Annotated in this window: 21 protein-coding genes and 1 pseudogene; 18 read left to right on the top strand and 4 right to left on the bottom strand. The window is 60.6% G+C overall.

The features are described 5' to 3' along the window. Window positions 1-191: 191 nt before the first annotated feature. The 4 genes and pseudogenes from LCM4576_RS35210 to LCM4576_RS37330 form a co-directional block, all read left to right on the top strand. Window positions 192-476, top strand: coding sequence for a hypothetical protein (locus LCM4576_RS35210; protein WP_244510912.1), 285 nt, complete (start codon window positions 192-194; stop codon window positions 474-476). After that, window positions 428-544: a hypothetical protein gene (locus tag LCM4576_RS37335; RefSeq protein WP_244508401.1), complete on the top strand. Its 117-nt coding sequence runs from the start codon at window positions 428-430 to the stop codon at window positions 542-544. Before LCM4576_RS35210 ends, LCM4576_RS37335 begins: the two co-directional genes overlap by 49 nt. Window positions 545-826: 282 nt before the next feature. Further along, on the top strand, window positions 827-1,624 hold the full coding sequence (locus LCM4576_RS25000) for a TIGR02391 family protein (protein ID WP_071035188.1): 798 nt from the start codon (window positions 827-829) through the stop codon (window positions 1,622-1,624). Window positions 1,625-1,791: 167 nt separating this feature from the next. After that, a pseudogene (locus LCM4576_RS37330) lies at window positions 1,792-2,031 on the top strand (hypothetical protein); the annotation flags it as partial. Here LCM4576_RS37330 and LCM4576_RS24995 read toward each other — a convergent pair. The 3 genes from LCM4576_RS24995 to LCM4576_RS36375 form a co-directional block, all read right to left on the bottom strand. After that, window positions 2,028-3,188, bottom strand: a complete 1,161-nt coding sequence (locus LCM4576_RS24995) for an MFS transporter (RefSeq protein WP_071035186.1) — start codon at window positions 3,186-3,188, stop codon at window positions 2,028-2,030. The pseudogene LCM4576_RS37330 and the gene LCM4576_RS24995 sit on opposite strands and share 4 nt — an antisense overlap. 910 nt (window positions 3,189-4,098) lie before the next feature. Further along, window positions 4,099-4,326: an Lrp/AsnC ligand binding domain-containing protein gene (locus LCM4576_RS37800; protein WP_407067401.1), complete on the bottom strand. Its 228-nt coding sequence runs from the start codon at window positions 4,324-4,326 to the stop codon at window positions 4,099-4,101. Window positions 4,327-4,919: 593 nt separating this feature from the next. Beyond that, window positions 4,920-5,129: a hypothetical protein gene (locus LCM4576_RS36375; RefSeq protein ID WP_157901235.1), complete on the bottom strand. Its 210-nt coding sequence runs from the start codon at window positions 5,127-5,129 to the stop codon at window positions 4,920-4,922. Between the two features lie 290 nt (window positions 5,130-5,419). Between LCM4576_RS36375 and ccoN the strand changes: the two genes are divergently transcribed. From ccoN to ubiM, 9 genes are all read left to right on the top strand, one after another. Continuing rightward, window positions 5,420-7,051 carry a cytochrome-c oxidase, cbb3-type subunit I gene (ccoN, locus tag LCM4576_RS24990; RefSeq protein ID WP_071035185.1) on the top strand — a complete coding sequence of 544 codons (1,632 nt, stop codon included), beginning with the start codon at window positions 5,420-5,422 and terminating at the stop codon, window positions 7,049-7,051. Next, window positions 7,042-7,773 carry a cytochrome-c oxidase, cbb3-type subunit II gene (gene ccoO, locus LCM4576_RS24985; protein WP_071035183.1) on the top strand — a complete coding sequence of 244 codons (732 nt, stop codon included), beginning with the start codon at window positions 7,042-7,044 and terminating at the stop codon, window positions 7,771-7,773. The genes ccoN and ccoO overlap by 10 nt, the downstream gene beginning before the upstream one ends. A gap of 13 nt (window positions 7,774-7,786) precedes the next feature. Continuing rightward, window positions 7,787-7,936, top strand: a complete 150-nt coding sequence (locus tag LCM4576_RS24980) for a CcoQ/FixQ family Cbb3-type cytochrome c oxidase assembly chaperone (RefSeq protein WP_071035201.1) — start codon at window positions 7,787-7,789, stop codon at window positions 7,934-7,936. Window positions 7,937-7,938: 2 nt separating this feature from the next. After that, window positions 7,939-8,802, top strand: a complete 864-nt coding sequence (gene ccoP / locus LCM4576_RS24975; RefSeq protein WP_071035181.1) for a cytochrome-c oxidase, cbb3-type subunit III — start codon at window positions 7,939-7,941, stop codon at window positions 8,800-8,802. A gap of 200 nt (window positions 8,803-9,002) precedes the next feature. Continuing rightward, entirely contained in the window at window positions 9,003-10,562 is a 1,560-nt protein-coding gene (gene ccoG, locus LCM4576_RS24970) for a cytochrome c oxidase accessory protein CcoG (RefSeq protein ID WP_071035179.1), read from the top strand. Further along, the gene (locus tag LCM4576_RS24965) at window positions 10,559-11,074 is read left to right on the top strand and encodes a FixH family protein (protein ID WP_071035177.1); all 516 of its coding nucleotides are present in this window, start codon (window positions 10,559-10,561) and stop codon (window positions 11,072-11,074) included. The genes ccoG and LCM4576_RS24965 overlap by 4 nt, the downstream gene beginning before the upstream one ends. Then, complete coding sequence (locus tag LCM4576_RS24960; protein WP_071035175.1) at window positions 11,071-13,353, top strand: cation-translocating P-type ATPase; 2,283 nt, start codon at window positions 11,071-11,073, stop codon at window positions 13,351-13,353. The genes LCM4576_RS24965 and LCM4576_RS24960 overlap by 4 nt, the downstream gene beginning before the upstream one ends. Then, on the top strand, window positions 13,350-13,505 hold the full coding sequence (ccoS, locus tag LCM4576_RS24955) for a cbb3-type cytochrome oxidase assembly protein CcoS (RefSeq protein ID WP_071035199.1): 156 nt from the start codon (window positions 13,350-13,352) through the stop codon (window positions 13,503-13,505). The genes LCM4576_RS24960 and ccoS overlap by 4 nt, the downstream gene beginning before the upstream one ends. A 662-nt stretch (window positions 13,506-14,167) precedes the next feature. After that, entirely contained in the window at window positions 14,168-15,349 is a 1,182-nt protein-coding gene (ubiM, locus tag LCM4576_RS24950) for a 5-demethoxyubiquinol-8 5-hydroxylase UbiM (protein WP_071035173.1), read from the top strand. A 337-nt stretch (window positions 15,350-15,686) separates the two neighbouring features. Here ubiM and LCM4576_RS24945 read toward each other — a convergent pair whose 3' ends face one another. Further along, the gene (locus LCM4576_RS24945; protein ID WP_040972983.1) at window positions 15,687-15,926 is read right to left on the bottom strand and encodes a DNA -binding domain-containing protein; all 240 of its coding nucleotides are present in this window, start codon (window positions 15,924-15,926) and stop codon (window positions 15,687-15,689) included. Between the two features lie 143 nt (window positions 15,927-16,069). On the opposite strand from LCM4576_RS24945, the gene LCM4576_RS24940 reads away from it, so the two are divergent. The 5 genes from LCM4576_RS24940 to LCM4576_RS24920 all read left to right on the top strand — a co-directional run bounded on the left by LCM4576_RS24940 (window position 16,070) and on the right by LCM4576_RS24920 (window position 20,303). Further along, the gene (locus tag LCM4576_RS24940) at window positions 16,070-16,282 is read left to right on the top strand and encodes a helix-turn-helix domain-containing protein (protein ID WP_041005590.1); all 213 of its coding nucleotides are present in this window, start codon (window positions 16,070-16,072) and stop codon (window positions 16,280-16,282) included. Between the two features lie 404 nt (window positions 16,283-16,686). Beyond that, entirely contained in the window at window positions 16,687-17,628 is a 942-nt protein-coding gene (gene aepX, locus LCM4576_RS24935; RefSeq protein WP_407067400.1) for a phosphoenolpyruvate mutase, read from the top strand. A 39-nt stretch (window positions 17,629-17,667) separates the two neighbouring features. Beyond that, a complete protein-coding gene (locus LCM4576_RS24930) occupies window positions 17,668-18,852 on the top strand; it encodes an aminotransferase class I/II-fold pyridoxal phosphate-dependent enzyme (protein ID WP_071035170.1) in 1,185 nt (394 codons plus the stop codon). Window positions 18,853-18,872: 20 nt separating this feature from the next. After that, window positions 18,873-19,664: a phosphocholine cytidylyltransferase family protein gene (locus tag LCM4576_RS24925; RefSeq protein WP_071035196.1), complete on the top strand. Its 792-nt coding sequence runs from the start codon at window positions 18,873-18,875 to the stop codon at window positions 19,662-19,664. A 30-nt stretch (window positions 19,665-19,694) separates the two neighbouring features. After that, window positions 19,695-20,303, top strand: coding sequence for a phosphatidylcholine/phosphatidylserine synthase (locus LCM4576_RS24920; RefSeq protein ID WP_071035168.1), 609 nt, complete (start codon window positions 19,695-19,697; stop codon window positions 20,301-20,303). Window positions 20,304-20,327: the final 24 nt, after the last annotated feature.

Here is a 20,327-nt window from a genome sequence, read left to right as displayed (position 1 = left end):
GCCCGTCACAGCGACGTTTTGGGCAACCGGCCTCGGGAGTGGGGAAGGGAACTCGCGACCGACCCTGCTGACATTTTTGCGCGTGTGATACATTGGRCGTCCCTGGGCAAGTGTGTCTATCGCCCAGCGAAGCGCAAAGCCCATCAGGTCGGATGGGGGAAGTAGGAGTGTCGATAAGAAAATGAGCATTTATGAAGAAGTTTGAGTTTGTGAATGAAGCAGCGAAGAAAGCCTTTCAGGAACTGCCAAAAGATATAAAGAAGCAATTTGGTGCCGATCTGCAGGCCGTTCAAAATGGAGAACGCCCCTTCTCGGAACGCACGAATATAAAAGAAGGCGTTGGACCTAGCGCAATCGAACTAATCGAAAATGGAAGCCCTGCTATCGAGCGGTTTACTGTGCAAAATACGAGAACACGGTTTTCGTTCTGCATGCCTTCACCAAGACAACTAATGGCGTTGACAGGAAGGCGATGAAAACGGCGAAAGCGCGTTACAAAGAAATGCTCAAGATTATCAAGGAACGGAAGCAGGGAGGTCGCTAGGCGGCCTCCAACACCTTGCAGATCACCTTGTGATTTGCGTCGACCGACGGCTTCAGCCGGAGGTTCAACAATCAATCTCACGTCGGCATAGTCGGCGGATCRACGGGAGGGGATCATAGGAATTYCCCTCCTTGCGCACGATGCTCGAAGCAAAACCAGTGCGACCATAGCTGCAGCTCCGTAGATGTGGTGGCTGAGGGATAGCAACGTCTCGCGACTCGCGAATCTTTATGCGCTTTGTTATGAAGCGGCTGGGCGGCCCGATAGGTCGGACGTGGGGACATGCATTTCACGCAGGATCAGCTGCAGGCGATAGCCGATGCTTTGGGGGACACATCGGCAGGGCTTACGGGTTCCGAGGTCGGCTTCCTGCTACGAACGTGCGAGATCAGGGACACAGATCCTTCAATCACCAAGAGACACCGTCTCTACAACGCGTTCGCCCACGAGCAGAACACGCGAGGGGACCGCATCCGCATTCTTGGGTTCATCCGGAAAGCGATGAAGCCAACGCGGTTCGTGCGGGAGCCTGAACGCTTCGAGCCAATGAGGGCGAACGTCAACCGCGCTCTGGCCTTCGCCGGAATATCTATCGACGCGGCCGGAAAGCTGGGACCTGCGGCCAAGGYCGCGACGCTGGGCGAAGCCGAACGCAGAGCTAAGGAACTTCGAGCCGATCTGCTGTCGCGCGGGGTACATTCCGACGTGCTTTCCTTCTGCAGGCAAGAACTCCTGCACGACAATTATTTCCACGCCGTCCTCGAGGCCGCAAAGAGCGTTGCCGACAAGCTCAGGAAGCGGACCGGGTTGCTCGACGACGGCGCCGTTCTAGTCGACCACGTCTTCGGCGGCCAGAAGCCGATGCTTGCAATCAACTCGCTGGAGACGAAAAGCGAGCAGGACGAGCAGAAAGGATTCGTGAACCTGCTGAAGGGCACATTCGGAATGTTTCGGAATCCTACGGCGCACGAGGCGAAGGTGAACTGGGCCATGTCGAAGGAAGATGCAGAAGACTTGCTTTCGCTCGTGTCGCTCATCCACCGAAGGATCGACAAGGCGACAATGCCGCCCCGCGCTTGAAGCCAGTTCAGACATCTTCGCAGCAGTGCGGTACCCCCGAGTTGGCGCGCGGTAAGCTGGGTCAGGAGCAGGTGCTGCTCTCATGGACGTTTATTTCGATGGGAGTCGCGCCTAGGCGCTCCAACAACTTCAGCCGGGCCTCGATCGTCGCTCTCCAAGCCCATGCCAACAAACGCCAGGAAAAAGCCGTCGCCCGGATACTTCCGGGGAGGTATCGACGGCTTTAAAGGCGGCCTCAGCGCGGAGAATTATATCGCCATCACCCAGGCATCCCGCGCCACGGCGACAAGGGTCCTGCAGGATCTGGCTGCCAAGGTGCGCTGACAAGAACTGGTGAACTCCGACATACACGTTACATACTGAACATTCGTGACAATCGTGCGTATATCCCATCAGCGAATGACTAAGCCTGTACCACCGCGCGGCGGTCRAGCGACTGCGACAGCACGGCCACGGCGACGGCCAGCAGCGCGAGCGCGGCGCCCACCAGCGGGAGGTTCGCGTAGGATACGCCCCAGGAGATGRCAAGGCCGCCGATCCAGGCGCCGCCGGCATTGCCGACATTGAAGGCGCCCTGGTTGAGCGTGGCGGCAAGGTTCGGTCCTTCGGCAGCCGCCTCGACGACGCGTATCTGTAGCGGCGGCACGACGATGAAGATCAGCATGCCCCACAGGAAGACGATGGCCACGGCTACCGCGGCAATCGCACCGAGCTTGGTAAAGACGACAAACAGCACGRCCATGGCAAGCAGCGTGGCGATCACCGTCGGCATYAGCTTCCAGTCCGCCAGYCYGCCGCCGATGATGTTGCCGATGGTCATGCCGGCGCCGAACAGGAGCAGCACCCAGGTGATGGTCGCCCTAGACAGGCCGGAGACGTCGGTGAGGTAAGGCTTGATGTAGGTGAACACCGCGAACAGGCTGGCGGAGGCGAGCGAGGCGATCAGCATCGCTAGCCAGACCTGCAGCTTGCCGAGCACGCGCAGTTCGCCCACCAGGCCGCCGCCGCTCGGCTCCGCGACGTCCGAAGGCACCAGCCAGGTGATGGCCGCGACCGAGATGAGACCGATGCCGACAACGGCGAGGAAAGTCGCGCGCCAGCCGAAGRCTTCGCCTAACGCCGTGCCAGCGGGAACGCCAAGGATGTTGGACAGCGTCAGGCCGGCGAACATCAGCGCAATCGCGCTCGCCCGCTTGTTGCGCGGCACGAGGCTCGCGGCGACGACGGAGCCGATGCCGAAGAAGGCGCCGTGGCCGAAAGCGGTGAAGACACGCGCCGCCATCAGCAGCCAGTAGTTCAGAGCGGTGGCGCAAAAGAGATTGCCGATGACGAAGAGGGTGGCGAGGCCGACAAGCACTGGCTTGCGCGGCAGGCGGGCGGTTGCCATGGCCACGATCGGCGCGCCGAAGACGACGCCCAGCGCATAGCCGGTGACCAGAAGGCCGGCGGAGGATATCGAGACGCCAAGGTCGGCCGCGACCTCTGGCAGCAGGCCCATGATGACGAATTCCGTGGTGCCGATGCAGAAGGAGGCAATGGCAAGCGCTAGGATTGGCAGCGGCATGGGACGTCCCTGCTAAAACGATCCAACACCGAGATTGTCTGGACGGCCGCGATGCACGAGCTCCACCATAGGAGCCGGTATCAGAAGAAGGAGAGCGGCCCTTTTTCGAACATAGGCCGGGCTGTTGAGGCGGGCGGCGTCTGAGCGATGGTCGTGGACAGGACTGTTATGGCTCGGGCGACCTGACGTTTCTCCCTCATGGGCAGCTGTGGAGGAAACGAAAACATCATGAGCTGCCGATGCCGATTGCCTCGGCCCAAGTTGAGGAAATCTTGGCGAGAACTCCGGYGGCTTTTTTTCGACACTAGCCCTTGGCCACGGCCTCACATGCCTGCGCCCGCGAGCACGGTTCGGTGTGGAAATAATGTCTGTTCCTGCTGCTCGCCGGGAACCCCCCGGTGAACACCGGATTACGAGATTGGCTGAACTGGCGATTCTAAACATTACAGCGCTGCGCTCCGGTGTGGAGTTCAATGCCCCTGATACCGCCAGCAAGCGCTATGCCACCTTGGGATTTGTCCCCGTCTCAGGCTCCCCGAGCTATAGGCGTTGAACGAGAAAGCATCGTGCCCCGCTCGCAGACGCACCTCGACGGGCTAGGGTTCGTGTTATCGAGCGTTACGGTTTCCACCGACTTGCCGTGCTCTACTCTTTGCCAATGGCCGGCACGCGTCCGAACGATCTCATACGCATCGCGCCACATGCTGGTCTCTAATGCCACACTGCCTTGCGATTTTCGGTCATCGGTTTCGACCAGACCAGATCGTAGAGCTCGGCCCGCGTCATTCTCAACACGTATCTTCCTCTCGTATCAGTCGCCAGCAACGTGAGCCAGCCTCTCGGCATTTTAGAAGCGCCTTACCTCCACCTAAATGAAGATTTCGTGGACGCGCTCGGGCCGCGCCATCCATCAAAATGGAACGACACGACGTAGAGGAATATCCGCCCTAATTTTTCTTACCCCAGGTAGCCTGGAAAGGACTTCCCGGTGGATCTCTTCGTAGCCCCGGATGTCTTTTACGCAGACATATAGAAGGTAATCCGTCTTGCCGCTCACCGCATAGCATTCTTCGATCTCAGGATGCTTTCGAAGAGAATTTTCGAAACGCTCGACCGTGTGTGAGCTAATGGCCTCCAACTCGATCCGGACCGGGATTTTGCTACCGGTTGTCAAATTTCTCTCTCCGGTTTTTCCAACTTAAACACCTCATGGAGTCAGCCACGGTTTCAGTGRGTCGAGCCGCGGTGAAAAACTGCTGTGCGGGCTTGATCCACGCTTTCTATTCGAATCCAAATTGCCGACGACAGCATGTTCGCGCTTTCCAGCCGACCATCTCCCTTTGAAGTTGCGCGATGACCGCCCGTATAGCCAGGCCTACACCTGGCTTGCAAGTCGCCCGACGATTGCCCGCGCAAACATTGCATCGGTCACAATCCGTGAATTCAYGTCGAATGACGACGTTGTCGCCGGGGGAGGGCRTATGTTCCCTTTGGCCATCGGGACAGTACGGTGCACAGATGACGGCCCGATTGCGGTATGAGGGCGCGATTTCATCCCGCGCCTGGCTGCAACCTCGTCGGATCATGAATACGATCGCTTTATTGAGAACGAGGGGACAAGAGCCTAGCGATGGATGACCAGCCAGCAATTCCAAGAAAATTGAGCAAGGTTTTCCGTCCGCGGCGTTCCGCTGAAAGCCTGACGTGGTCATGAAATATCTGCTTGCCCCTCTACATCAGCGTGCCGCGGTTGAAGTAGATAGCGAGCCGATCGCCGGCATCGCCAGAGGCGACCAGCGGTCCCGTCCGATCCGAGCGGCTCGCAGCGTCGGCGACGAAGGCCTTGGCACAGATTGACAAAATGTTTGATTTGGCCAGCAATGTTGCCGCGTGTCTTGGTGTTGCCATTTGCCGGGCTTCGGGGCGGTCGCGCTTGGCCAATCCTGTCTTCGTCGGCAAGCCATCGTCCACATTTCGCAGACCCACTCGCGTCATCAGATCGTCCGCGATTGCCACCACGCCGCAGCGGCCCGGGGAGGCGGCCTTGTTTCAGCAAGCCGGCTTCGCCGTACCGTGTTTCCTGCTTCAATCGCCACCTTCTCATCGCACCGAATTCGACGCTGCCGGTGGCAAAATCGTGCGGCTCTGACATGGATCAGGGCAAACAGGCCGCGACTGCGTAATTGATGCGACGGATTGGCGTCCGCCAGCATTCCAGATCGGGTCCTGCGATGAAATTTGGCAAAGAGATCGTCCTTTTAAGCCTGTTTGCTTTTGGCGCCCTCGTAGCCGCCGGCTTCGGGGTGGATGAACCATTTCGTCAGCACATGTGGGTTTTGTTCTTCGCCGTGGCTGGCTTCACCGCGATCCTGATGCGCAACACCGACTTCAAGCCGGCAGTTCCAATCGACCCTGCAGCTTCCATGGATGGACCAATCCGCTACGGCGCCATCGCAACGGTGTTCTGGGGCGTCGTCGGCATGCTGGTCGGCGTAGTGATCGCGCTTCAGCTTGCATTCCCTCACCTCAACATCGAGCCCTGGTTCAATTTCGGCCGGCTGAGGCCGCTTCATACCTCCGGCGTCATCTTCGCCTTCGGCGGCAATGCCCTTCTGTGCACATCCATGTATGTCGTGCAGCGCACGTCCCGTGCCAGGCTGTTTGGCGGCAATCTCGCCTGGTTCGTCTTCTGGGGATATCAGCTTTTCATCGTCATGGCCGCGACCGGCTATCTGCTGGGCATCACCGAAGGCCGCGAATATGCCGAGCCGGAATGGTATCTCGACCTCTGGYTGACAGTCGTCTGGGTCGCGTATCTGATCCTTTTCCTCGGCACCATCCTGAAGCGCAAGGAACCGCATATCTACGTCGCCAACTGGTTCTACCTCTCCTTCATCGTGACCATTGCGATGCTGCATGTGGTCAACAACCTGTCGATGCCGGTTTCATTCCTCGGTTCGAAGAGCTACTCGGCCTTCTCGGGTGTTCAGGATGCCCTGACCCAGTGGTGGTATGGGCATAATGCCGTGGGCTTCTTCCTGACGGCCGGCTTCCTCGGCATGATGTATTACTTCGTGCCGAAGCAGGCGAACCGGCCGGTCTATTCCTACCGCCTGTCGATCATCCACTTCTGGGCGCTGATCTTCCTCTACATCTGGGCCGGGCCGCATCACCTCCACTACACCGCCCTGCCAGACTGGGCACAGACGCTGGGCATGGTGTTCTCGATCATGCTTTGGATGCCGTCCTGGGGCGGCATGATCAACGGCCTGATGACGCTGTCCGGCGCCTGGGACAAGCTGCGCACCGATCCCATCATCCRCATGATGGTCGCYGCCGTCGCCTTCTACGGCATGTCGACCTTCGAAGGGCCGATTATGTCGATCAGGACGGTCAACTCGCTCTCGCACTATACGGACTGGACCATCGGTCRCGTCCATTCCGGCGCGCTCGGCTGGGTCGRCATGATCTCGTTCGGCGCGATCTATTACATGGTCCCGAAACTCTGGAACCGCGAGCGGCTCTATTCGCTGCGGCTTGTCGCCTGGCACTTCTGGCTGGCGACGCTCGGGATCGTGGTCTACGCGGCCGTGATGTGGGTTTCCGRCATCATGCAGGGGCTGATGTGGCGCGAGTACGACGAGCAGGGGTTCCTCGTCTACTCCTTCGCCGAAACGGTCGCCGCCATACACCCTTACTACGTCATGCGCGCCGCGGGCGGCGCCATGTACCTCGCCGGCATGCTGATCATGGCCTGGAACATCACCATGACCATTCGTGGCTACCGACGTGAAGAGGATCCGATGCCCGGCTCTATCGCCGCCCTCCAGCCTGCGCGATCAGGGGTCAGAAAATGGGCTTGATAGACAARCACGCTCTGATCGAGAAGAACGCCACGCTCCTTCTCGTCGGGTCCCTGCTGGTCGTGACCGTCGGCGGCATCGTCGAGATCGCGCCGCTCTTTTATCTCGACAACACGATCGAGAAGGTCGAGGGCGTGCGGCCCTACTCGCCGCTGGAGCTCGCCGGGCGCAACATCTATGTGCRCGAGGGATGCTACCTCTGCCACAGCCAGATGATCAGGCCTTTCCGCGACGAGGTGGAACGCTACGGCCACTACAGCCTGGCGGCCGAGTCGATGTACGACCACCCGTTCCAGTGGRGATCCAAGCGCACCGGGCCGGATCTCGCCCGCGTCGGCGACCGCTATTCCAACAGCTGGCACGTCCAGCATCTGACCGACCCGCGTTCCGTCGTGCCGGAATCCATCATGCCGAGCTACGCGTTCCTGAAAGACAAGCCGATCGAGGTGAAGGACTTCTCCACGCATCTCGTCGCCAACCGGCGCGTCGGCGTCCCCTACACCGACGACATGATCAARCACGCCGATGCCGATCTGATGGCTCAGGYCGATCCCAACGCCGACACCTCCGGCCTGGAAAGTCGCTATCCGAAAGCCAAGGTCGGCGACTTCGACGRCAATCCGCAGCAGGTGACCGAGATGGATGCCCTGGTCGCCTATCTGCAGATGCTCGGCACTCTTGTCGACTTCAAGAACTACGACGAAGCCGTTGGCTACCGCTGAGGAGAACAAACCGATGGACTACAACCTGATGYGCGAGTTTGCCGACAGCTGTGGCCTGCTTGGCATGGTGCTCTTCTTTGCTGGATGCGTTGCCTTCGCGCTCCGACCGGGCGGTCACAGTCAGGCTCATGAAGCCGCACACATCCCCTTCAAAGACGACTGATCATGAGCACGCAGTATATCGATGAAATGTCGGGCGTCTCAACCACCGGTCATGAGTGGGACGGCATCAGGGAACTCAACAACCCCCTTCCGCGCTGGTGGGTGATCACCTTCTACGTCACCATCGCCTGGGCGCTCGCCTACACCATCGCCTACCCTGCCTGGCCGATGCTGAGCTCCGCCACCAGGGGYGTTCTGGGCTTCTCCAGCCGTAACGACGTCAAGAACGAGATGGCGGCGGCCGAGGCCGCCAAGGCCAAATATGTCGCGGCGATCAAGTCCAAGAGCGTCTCCGAAATCGCGGGCGACGATGCGCTGCGCGAGTTTGCCGTCTCGGCCGGCGGCGCGGCATTCAGGGTCAACTGCGTGCAATGCCACGGATCCGGCGCGCAAGGGTCGAAKGGATTTCCGAACCTCAACGATGACGATTGGCTGTGGGGAGGCAAGATGGAGCAGATCCAGCAGACGATCACGCATGGCATTCGTTTCACCGCGGATGGTGACACCCGCCAGTCGGAGATGCCTGCCTTTGCCGATGTGCTCCAGCCCGAGCAGATCGCTCAGGTCAGCGCTTTCGTTGCCAGCCTTTCGGGGGCCGTCAAGGACAAGAGCCTGAGTGAGCCCGGCGCCAAGGTCTTCGCGGAAAACTGCGCTGTCTGCCATGGCGAGAACGCAAAGGGCAACAGAGAATTCGGCGCACCCGATCTGACCGATGCGATCTGGCTCTACGGGTCCGGCGAAGCTGCCATTGCTTCGCAGGTACGAGCCCCGAAGAGCGGGGTGATGCCCGCCTGGATCGAGCGCCTCGGCGAGATCAAGGTCAAGGAACTTGCAGTCTATGTCCATTCGCTTGGCGGCGGAGAATAGGCGGCGGCCTGTTCTCGGCCCTCCCCCCGCCAAGCGACGAGGCCCGGCGCGAGCCGGGCCTCGACCGCGTTGCGGCAGTCCGCGATTGAACTTCCTCAACGCGACGCTGCTCGCCATGCGGCAAGGGTCACCCGACCATCGGCCAGAACCCGTGGTCGAGTGTCGGCCGCGAACATCGTCGCTGGTCACCGGAGCTTCTCGTGCTTGATAACAAGCAGATAAAACGGCTCGAGGCCGAAGCGGTCAACTCCGCCAAGACGCGACAGCCGCTCTACGCGGCGCGCAGGAAGATCTTTCCGAAACGCGCCTCCGGCCGTTTCCGCCAGTTCAAATGGCTGGTGATGGCGATCACGCTCGGCATCTATTACCTGACCCCCTGGCTGCGCTGGGATCGGGGACCTTTCGCACCCGATCAGGCCGTTCTCATCGATCTGRCAAACCGCCGTTTCTACTTCTTCTTCATMGAGATCTGGCCGCAGGAGTTCTACTACGTCGCCGGACTTCTCATGATGGCAGGCGTCGGCCTTTTCCTAATCACGTCGACGGTCGGGCGGGCCTGGTGCGGCTATACCTGCCCGCAGACTGTCTGGGTTGACCTGTTCCTGGTCGTGGAACGCGCGATCGAAGGCGACCGCAATGCCCGCATGAAGCTGGACGCCGCCCCCTGGAGCGCGCGCAAGCTTTTCCTGCGCGGATCCAAGCATGCTATCTGGATGGTCATCGCAGTCGCCACAGGCGGCGCTTGGATCTTTTACTTTGCCGACGCGCCGAAGCTGCTTGGCGAAGTCTTGAGCGGCACGGCCGCCCCCGTCGCCTATGGTACGATCGCCGTGCTTACCGGCACCACCTATGTGTTGGGCGGGCTGATGCGCGAGCAGGTCTGCACCTACATGTGCCCGTGGCCGCGCATCCAGGCCGCCATGCTCGACGAAAATTCGTTGACGGTGACCTACAATGACTGGCGCRGCGAACCACGTTCGCGTCATGCCAAGAAGGCGTTGGCGGCTGGACAGGCGGTCGGCGACTGYGTCGACTGCAACGCCTGTGTCGCGGTCTGCCCGATGGGGATCGACATCCGCGACGGCCAGCAGCTGGAGTGCATCACCTGCGCGCTGTGCATCGACGCTTGCGACGGCGTCATGGACAAGCTCGGCCGCGAGCGCGGCCTGATCTCCTACGCAACGCTGGCGGACTACAACGCGAACATGGCGCTGGCGACCGCCGGCGGCACCGGCCCGGTCGAACCGGCGCTGGTGCGAACGGTGAGCGGCGGCTTTGTCGACGGCCTGGCACATTTCCATCTGGGCAAGATCTTCCGGCTGCGCACCTACATCTATCTCGGTGCATGGTCGGCGATCGGCCTGGTGCTCGTCTATTCGCTGCTGACGCGCGAACGGCTGGAGCTGAATGTCCTGCACGACAGAAATCCGCAGTTCGTGWCGCTCTCCGACGGCTCGATCCGGAACGGCTACACCGTCAAGCTGCTCAACATGATACCCGAGCCGAGAACGATCGAGATTGCGCTGCAGGGCCTCGACGGCGGCGAGATGAGCATCGTCGGCATCGACCAGCCCCCGAGCCGTTCGTTCTCCWTTGCCGTCGAACCCGACCGGCTGAAGACGCTCAAGGTCTTCATTCGGCAGCCGGCGGGCCAGATCAAGAAGCCGGTGCAAAGCTTCGAGTTCCGCATCGACGACAAGGCAGGCTCCGAATCTGCCGAATACACCGCCAGTTTCAACGCGCCGGAGAAGGCCAAATGAGCACCGATACRCAAAATCCGCGCGAGTTCACCGGCAGACACATGCTGACCTCCATTCTCACTTTCTTYGCGGTGGTGATCGGAGTGAACCTGACCATGRCAACGCTCGCCCGCAGGAGTTGGACCGGCCTGGTCGTCGAGAACACCTATGTTGCCAGCCAGCAGTTCAACGACAAAGCCAAGGAAGGACGAGCTCAGRCAGCGCTTGGCTGGAGAGGCAGCTTGACGATAGCCGCAGGTGAAGTCCGCTATAGCCTCGTCGACGCCCAGGGAAAGCCGGTGCCGCTGCACAGCGTGCGGGTGCTGTTCCGGCATCCGGCCTATGAGGCCGAGGACAAAGCCGTCACTCTCGCCGCAGCTTCCGGCGGCGCTCCTTCGACGACAGGGGAATTTGCCGCCCGGCACACGCCAAAGGACGGCGTCTGGATCGTCGAGATCGACGCCGATGCCGGGCTTGCCGAGCCCTATCGCGACGTCCGCCGGATTATGGTTTCTAAGGGAGCCCTAAAATGAGCTGCTGTGCGCCGGGTGCCGAAATGGCTCTCGATTTCGGCGAGGCAGCCTCTATGCTGCCGTCCAGCGCCGAGATCAGGCTGGCAAGCCGCCCGCTGGGCGGCGACCTTTGCCAGACCGATCTTTCGGTGCCAGCGGTCCATTGCGCCCTCTGCATACAGACGATCGAGACCGCCCTGGCAAAGCTGGAGCAAGTCGAAGGCGCTCGGGTCAATCTGTCCACCAGACGCGTGTCGGTCCGCTGGCGCGGCGCCCAGGTTCCGCCTTTCTTCGCAACGTTGGCGCGCCTCGGCTATCAGGCACACCTCTTCGACCCAGACAGCGGCGCGAAGGACAGGACCTTGTCGGAGCTGATCCGGSCTGTTGCCGTATCCGGCTTTGYCGCGGGCAACATCATGCTGCTGTCGGTCTCAATCTGGTCCGGCGCCGGGGGCGCAACGCGCGACCTGTTCCATTGGCTGTCCGCGCTGATCGCAATTCCCGCCCTCGCCTTCGCCGGCGGGATCTACTTCCGCTCGGCCTGGAATGCGTTGCGCCACAGCCGCATGAACATGGACGTGCCGATCGCGGTTGGAATCTCGCTCGCTTATGCCATGAGCCTTTACGAGACCATCAACCACGGCGATCACGCCTATTTCGACGCCTCGGTATCGCTGCTTTTCTTCCTGCTGATCGGCCGCACGTTGGACCACGTAATGCGCGAGCGCGCGCGAACGGCCGTCAACGGCCTTTCGAGGCTCGCGGCACGCGGCTCGGTGGTGCTGCGGCACGACGGYACGCGCGAATACGTGCCCGTCGCCGAACTCATGCCGGGAATGCGCCTGCTTATTGCGGCCGGAGAGCGGATACCGGTCGACGGCGACATAATCAGCGGAAATTCCGACCTCGACTGCTCGATCGTCTCCGGCGAGAGCGCGCCCAAGGCCGTAGGCACGGGAGCGCGTGTCCAGGCAGGCACGCYCAACCTCACTGGTCCGCTGACGATGCAGGCCACCGCAGCCGCGAAGGACTCCTTCCTGGCGGAGATGGTTCGGCTGATGGAAGCCGCCGAAGGCGGCCGCTCGCGCTACCGGCGGATTGCCGACCGGGTGTCGTCGCTCTATGCGCCCGTCGTCCACCTGGCGGCCTTTGCGACATTCCTCGGCTGGATGGCCGTGTCCGGCGATTGGCACCGCGCCGTCACCATCGCCATCGCCGTGCTCATCATCACCTGCCCGTGCGCGCTTGGCCTTGCTGTGCCGATCGTCCAGGTCGTGGCGGCCCGGCGCCTGTTCGAGGCCGGCGTCATGGTCAAGGACGGCTCGGCCATGGAGCGTCTCGCCGCAATCGATACGGCCGTGTTCGACAAGACCGGAACACTGACTTTGGGGCAGCCAAGGCTCATCAACGCATCTGCGATCGATCCGACCATRCTTGCGATCGCGGCCGACATGGCATCACATTCCCGCCACCCGTTCTCAAAAGCCATTGCGGCCCATGGAGCTTCTTCCGGTCAGCACAAGCTTCTCTCCGTGCGCGAAGAACCGGGTTTCGGCATAGAAGCGGTCGCGGGGGGCGACATTTGGCGCCTTGGACGGCGCGGATGGGCAGGCTGGAAGGCTCGCACCGGTGGCGAAGGCAAATTTGGCGGCTATGGCGRCACGGTGCTTTCGAGGAATGGGAGCATCGTCGCTTGTTTCGCCTTCGAGGACGCGCCTCGATCGGATGCCAAGGCGGCAATCCAGCAGTTGAAGGGGGCGGGCGTGTCGGTCGATATGCTGTCCGGCGATACCGAGAGGGCCTGCAGCGAGGTTGCCGACAAGTTGGGAATCGAGAATTTCGTGCCGGCGCTGCTGCCCTCGGGCAAGGTCGAGTGGATCGAAGCGCTGACCCGTGCCGATCATAAGGTGCTGATGGTGGGCGACGGCCTCAACGACACGCCGGCACTGCGCGCGGCTCATGTCTCGATCGCCCCGGCGACCGCGGCCGACATCGGCCGCAAGGCCGCGGACTTCGTCTTCCTGCGCGAAAGCCTCCTCGCGGTCCCACTCGCCATGGAGGTTTCGCGCAAGGCCGGCCGGCTCATCCGCCAGAACATCGCCATCGCGATCGTCTATAATGCCTTTGCCGTGCCGATCGCCATTCTCGGACACGTGACGCCGCTCATCGCGGCGATCGCCATGTCCGCTTCCTCGCTGCTTGTCATTGGAAACGCGCTGCGCCTGCAAGGCTTTGCACCCACCACGACGGCTCCTTCGGCAACGCGCGCGGGCATTCGCCCATGGGGGCAGCCCTCATGACGACGCTCGTCTACCTGGTACCAGCAGCGCTGTTCCTTGGCGCGCTTGGGCTATCCGGCTTTCTATGGGCATTGAGCAGTGGTCAATACGAGGATCTCCACGGGGCCRCTGAGCGCATCCTCATCGACTGGGACGACAAGCTGGAACGCTGACCTGATCACTGTGCCGGCAATCGTACGGATATCGGTGGTCAGCCGGGTCGACTTGGTCGGGGCCAGACCGCCAAGGCTCCCACAGCGATCTCGCCAAGCGACGTTCAATCAGCCCTACCGCTCGAAGGACTTGTCGCCCGTTCCTTCGTGCGGGCGGCTCACGTGACAAAGTACCTCGCACGGCGGATAGGAGCGTCCGATGTTTGCTTAGAAATGCTGCCGAGCCGACTGGCGCGAAAAACGGATCAGCCAAGATTAAGTTTGCCGAACGTGCGCCGCAGGGGCGCCCGTCAGTCCAGGATGACGTGACCACATGGCATTTTCTTGGGCCGTTGACCAGTCGAGCATAAAACCCGCCGCCGTCGGCTTTGCCGCGTCTGGCTGATCCAGATCAAGGTTATCTTCTGACCGGCGTGGTTACGTCGACCAATCAAGGGAGAGGGACAATGTATGTCTAACGGACAGTATGGTCGTTACCTTCAACGAATAGCGGTGGTGAGAATCCCCCTTTCTGGCTGGCAATCTRCCTGGCTCGGCCCGTGGCTTAAGGCGATGCGGCGCACAACGGCAGCCAGGCCAACCGGTCCACGGGTTGCGGCTCAACAGAACCAGCAGCTCACCCAGATAGCCGACGCGATAGCCGACGCGATGGCAGCGCGCTGATGGCCAGTTGCGACGACAGTTTCGACATCATCGTCGCCGGAGCCGGACCGGTTGGACTTTCCTTCGCCGCATCGCTTGCAAAGAGCGATCTCAAAGTGGCGGTGGTTGAGCAGCAGCCCTTCGAAAGCCTGGCAAAGCCGCCTTCCGACGGTCGCGAGATCGCGCTGACCTTCGCCTCCATCAACATCCTTCGCGAGCTCGGCGCCTGGGATGCCATCTCCGTTAATCACAAGTCACCAGTGCAAGGCGCGCGCGTGCTCAACGGATCGAGCCCTTTCGCTCTGTGTTTCGATCCTCCAAGAGGATCTGCAGAACCACTCGGATTTCTGATCCCAAATTGTCGGATCCGCGATGCCCTGTTCAAGATCATCCGCTCGCACCACCGTGTCCAGCTGCTATGCGGCCACTCGGTCGTCGCTGTAACCAACAGCCCCAAAGGAGCGGTCGTAAATCTTTCCGACGGCAGGCGGTTGACCGCTCGGCTTTTCGTCGCAGCAGATTCGCGTCTGTCGCGAACGCGCGACCTGCTCGGCATCGCCGCCGACATCAATCGGCTTGGYAGCTCGATGGTGATTTGCCGGGTCAGGCACGAACGCGCCCACCATCAGCTCGCAATCGAATGGTTCGATCACCATCAGACCATAGCGATCTTGCCGCTGATGGAAGGCGAGTCGTCATTGCTTGTCACATTGCGCGCAAATGACGCCAATAGACTTCTTGCCTTAGACGACGATCTGTTCCTGATCGAATTGACGGACCGGTGTCGAGGGCGCCTCGGAAAAATGACCCTTGCAAGCAAACGCCATATCTATCCGTTGGTCACGACCTGGGCGCACAGCTTCTGGGCTCCAAGCGCCGCACTCGTTGGCGACGCTRCCGTCGGCATGCACCCGGTGACCGCCCATGGCTTCAACATCGGCCTCGACGGTCAAAAGCGACTCGCCCACGGAATACTGACGGCTATTCGCAACGGTCACGACATTGCCGACCCCGACATGTTGAGCAGCTATGAGAGCCGCCTGCGCTTGAGGGCCGCACCTCTTTATCACGCTACCAATCTACTGGTCGGGATCTACTCGAACGAGYACCCGGCGGCCCGATTCGCAAGACATGTGGGGCTTCGCTTGGGGCAATATCTTCCGTTCGTCCGACACGGCATTGCGAACATGCTTGGGCGATGAAAAAGCTTCCGGTAGATTTCGGGCTGTTGCGGCGGATGGATTGCCAGGTGCGCTGCGCCGTTCCGCCGAGCAAGTTGCCGTCCCTGGCTCGCAATTCAGCAGGGATTTCCGGCTGGAGTCCTTCGTTCCCGAGTTTCTGGGTGACATTTTCGTCGATCCACGGGGTCGCGTTGGCTGAAGGAAACGGGGCCTCTGCCGGATCTTGCCCCAGCCTGCATCGCGTATGCTGGCACAAATGCTCCCGTCCGCAGGATAGGCGAAGCGCCCCGGTCCATGTCTCGCCACCGGCACCGCCCCGTTGTCGGGCTGCCGTCTTTTTTCTTTGCCGGAACGCCAGTCAGCCGGCGAACAATTCTCGGTAGCCTGTCGTCACCATCCAGTTCGCCCGATCAAGATGGCTGCGGGCCGCATTGCGGGCTCGTTCCGGTTCGCGTTCGGGATCGATGCCGAGGATCAGCTGCGCCATTTCCTCGTAGCTRGCACTGTCGGCGGCGGCATCCAGGAACCGCATATAGGTCGTAAAATGCTCTTTGTCGTAAGCCGTGAGGCTATCTGACCAGGGAACTTCGTCTTGCATTTCGGTGTCCGAGTGGCTTTGAGCGAGTTTCGGCTTCCGGGCGCGTCTCCCAACGATCCCATTTGTGTTTTGAACGGCTCACTATAACGAATAGGAACGATCGTTCCTAGAACGATAGTTCCAGTTCTGGTCGGTATATCGCCATGGACCTCAAAGAGGTGATGGCGATCAACATGCGTCGCGTGCGCTATCATCAGGACCTGACGCAGGAGGAATTGGCGGCTCTCGCGCAGCTTAGCATGCGTTATGTGGGCTCAATCGAGCGCGGCCGCGTCTCCGCGAGCGTAAGTGTCCTCGGTCGGCTCGCAAAAGCTCTTAATGTTGATCCTTGCGAACTGATCAAGCCGCCCCGCTGATCAAACAATCCATATTCTCCGTCGGCATGACTCGTTGGATGGCGGCGTTCAACCCTTCAACTGAGCGGCTGCGCGCAGACGRCGCTCATCGGACGCTCGCGAAATCGAGCCTGCTCGGCGATGCGGTCGGCTCGAGTGGCCGCGTCAGCCGATTTCCGCCGTGACAGCAAAACAGCAATATCGTTGAGGGGTTCGACCGCCAGAAGCGGTTGTGGTCGATTGTCTGCTAGTGCTTCGGGGTTCAGCAGTCGTTGAACAATGATGTAACGTAAGTTTCACAAAACTGGCTTTTATTGTTAGTCATATCGTGTAATGTGCCATGATGCTTTGGTGGTCTGGAGGAAGATTGTAGAAAATATTGGGTCGTCTTCGTTATTGATTTAAGGTCGGCAACCGGATTCATAATTATGATAAGAGATGTGACCGTAACCGCGAACTCTAACAATGGAACTCGCCAAGCATCCACCGCATCGRCTTTGCGGACTCTGGTATGTTCGAATGAAATCGCTTTCCTTATGGAGGCCCATGACGCGCTGTCGGCGTCGGTCGCGGAGGCCGCCGGCTTTCGAGGTCTGTGGGCCTCAGGATTGTCGATCTCGTCCTGCCTGGGCTATCGCGATGCGAACGAAGCGTCCTGGACTGAGATCGTCGATGYTGTTCACAGAATCGTCGAGGCCACGCAAATACCTGTTCTTGTCGACGGCGACAGCGGATTCGGGAATTTCAACAACGCGCGCCTGTTCGCGCGCAAGCTGCACCAACGCGGGGCGGCCGGTGTCTGCGTCGAGGATAAGAGCTTCCCAAAAAAGAACTCGTTTGTCGCAGATCGGCACTCACTCGCTGAGATCGGTGAGTTCTGCGGACGTCTGCAGGCTATTCGGGACCACGTGCCGGATCCGGAATTTGTTGTGGTCGCACGTATCGAGGCACTCATCGCAGGGCATGGTCAAGATGAGGCGCTGACGCGGGCGCATGCATATGCTGACGCCGGCGCCGACGCGATCTTGATCCATTCGCGCAAACCAGACGCAGCCGAAATTCTCGCCTTCAGCCGCGCCTGGAGGAACCGTCTTCCGGTAGTGATCGTCCCGACGAAATATTACAACGCGCCGGTCGCGCAATACAGAGCGGCACAAATCTCAACCGTGATTTGGGCGAACCATAATATGCGCGCTGCGATCTCGGCCATGCGCCAGGTTTGCGACCGCATCATCCGCGACGAGAGCACCGCCGGCATCGAGCGCGACGTTGCGACGCTCGAAGACCTCTTTGATCTGCTGAAATATCAAGAGCTCTCCGCGGCCGAACAAAAATATCTGCCGCAAATTGCGAGCGGTGCCCAATAAAACGGGCCTGACTTCCCAAATCAAGGCAAGGAGGCGCCGATGCTTGCTCGACGCACAAGCTCGTTCGGTTCATCYGGAACCGCCGCGGCGCGGGCCRCCGCAAAACAGGCAGCCCACAGCCGCCAAGAGRTGATCGACCTGACCGCTGGCGAGATCTGGAGCGAGCTCGCTCCGACCATTCGCGAAGGCGCGATCAATGCCGTCGACAACGGCGTCAATCGTTACACCGATACGATCGGCATGATGGAATTGCGCGAGGCGCTGGCGCGGAAGGTCWCCTTCGATAYGGGTCAAACCYGGAAATCCGACGAGATCGCGGTAACGACAGGCGCCAAGCAAGCGCTCTTCAATACGACGATGGTGCTGCTGAATCCAGGTGACGAGGTGATTATCCCTTGTCCCTACTGGACGACGTTCTCGGCCCAGGTCGTGATTGYAGGTGRCRARCCGGTTTTCGTCGACACGCGTTCCAACGCCTACGTCCCGCGGATCCAGGACATCGCTGCGGCATTGACCGAAAAGACCCGTGCCATCGTCGTCAATACGCCCGCCAACCCGTCGGGTGCGGTCTACGATTTCGATACGCTGACGGCGATCGCCCGACTGGCAATCAACCGCGACCTCTGGGTCATTTTCGATGAATGCTATGCCAACTTCGTCTACGRCCATCATGCCCATTACCCGATTGTCTCGGTTGTGCCCGAAGTCAGGTCTCGAACAATTGTTGTCAACGGATTCARCAAGTCGCTGGCCCTGACGGGCTGGCGGATTGGCTATCTGGCGGCTCCAAAGGAAGTGGTCGATGCCGTCAGGGCCTTGCAGTCCCATACCACCTCAAATCCCAATGTGATCGCCCAACATGCGGTGCTGGCTCACCTTGAGCGGGGAGACGGCCGCCATGAGAGCAAGCTTGCCTTGCAGCTGGCAAGTTCCCGACAGATCGGTCTCAGCATCCTCTCCTCATTGAGGCGGATCCCCGCGCCTCGGGCGCAGGGCGGCATTTATTTCTATCTTGATCTTTCCAACTTGCGACCCRCACTCAAGAATGGTCCGGCGACAGCAGATGACGTTGTGACCTCGCTCCTTGCCGACGCCGGCGTCGCAGCTGTATCGGGCACCGCCTTCGGCGACCCCCTCGGTCTGCGTCTGTCCTATGGAATTCCTCCCGAAGAACTCGAAACCGGACTAACCCGGCTGGTTGATGTCCTCAACGGCTGGAAATGATCGAAGAAAGGGGGATCGACATGCCTGTCGCCGCGCCCAAGAAGGCCGTCATTCTCGCCGCCGGACTGGGCTCACGTCTGCGCCCGCTGACCGATCTGCGGCCGAAGCCCCTGATCGAAGTCAACGGCACATCGATACTGCACAACGCGCTGCGAAACCTCGCAGCAATCGGCGTGGAAGAGGTCATAGTCGTCGTCGGCTACCGCAAAGACGCTATTCAATACGCATGTGGCAACCGCTTCCACGGCGTCGAGATCACGTATGTGGAGTCAACGGTTTTCGACCGCACCGGCAGCGCCTATTCGCTTTGGCTAGCCCGTAATATGCTGCTTTCGGGGGACTGCTATCTTCTCGAAGGCGACGTCTTCTTCGAAGAGGATGCACTCCACCGCCTTAATATTGTCGATGCCACCGACGTTGCCGCCGTTGTAACGTTCGACGCTACGATGCAAGGGTCTGCGGCGCTGCTTTCGGCGAGCGGATTGATCTCGACGTTCCRCACAAAGCAGACCGCGGCAGATCTTGCCGAAAGCGGGCCCAAGCTCTTCAAGACAATGAATCTACTGCGTTTGGCCGCGTCTACCCTCAGGGACCTCATCGTTCCCGCGCTTGACGAGGTCATCGGCTCAGGTGCTACGCAGGCGCACATAGAGGAACTTCTTGCCTATCTCGTGGAAAGGCGCGGGCTCCAACTAGCCGCGGCCTGTTGCGATGGCGTGAAGTGGTGCGAGATCGACAGTGCCGAGGATCTGCGCAGCGCGCACAGCATCTTTGCTGATGCCGCGCAGCCGCTCCACCACGACCGGGCATAGCGCCTGCCATAATCAGCGAGGGAGGTCTCGATGATCCGCCTACTTGTCGATCCGGCAAATGCAATGACCGCCATGGGCCTCGCACTCTCCTCGATCGGCATCGATTTCTCGATCGCCGGGTTTCCGGAGATCGGCGTGRCAATCGTTTTATGGGCGCTCTTGGCTRATCATTTCGACGGTGTCGTCGCGCGGCGAATGCGAGGCAGCCGTCCGGCGGAAACGGGAGAAGTCGGCAAGAATTTGGACTCGCTCGCCGATTTCGTCAGCGCTGGAATATTTCCAGCCGTGACCTTGATCGTCGTCGGGCACGGATCGCCACTGTGCGTTGTTTCTGGAGCCGTTCTCGTCGTCGCCAGCGCCTTGCGGCTGAGTTTCTTCAACGTGGTCGGGTCTCCGTCAGGGYGGTTCGTCGGAGTGCCGACAAGCTGGGTCATGCCGGTGACGGCAATTGTCTTCTTGCTTCGTCCCACTCTCCCCGAAAGTATTTTCGCCAAGCTGTTCGCGTTCCTCCTCATCCTGCTCGCCATTCTCCACGTCTCGCCGGTCCGTGTGCCTAAAACCGCGGGCTTCATGTATTTGGTCGTGACGGCGTTTTGCGTCGTTGCATCCGCGGCGCTCGCATTTCGGGGCGCGTCTTGAGGCCGGCGCGAAGTGTCGCGAGCA

This window comes from Mesorhizobium sp. LCM 4576 (assembly GCF_001854815.1).
GTDB classification, from domain to species: Bacteria; Pseudomonadota; Alphaproteobacteria; order Rhizobiales; family Rhizobiaceae; genus Mesorhizobium; species Mesorhizobium plurifarium.
This window is presented reverse-complemented; position numbering and strand designations above follow the sequence as displayed.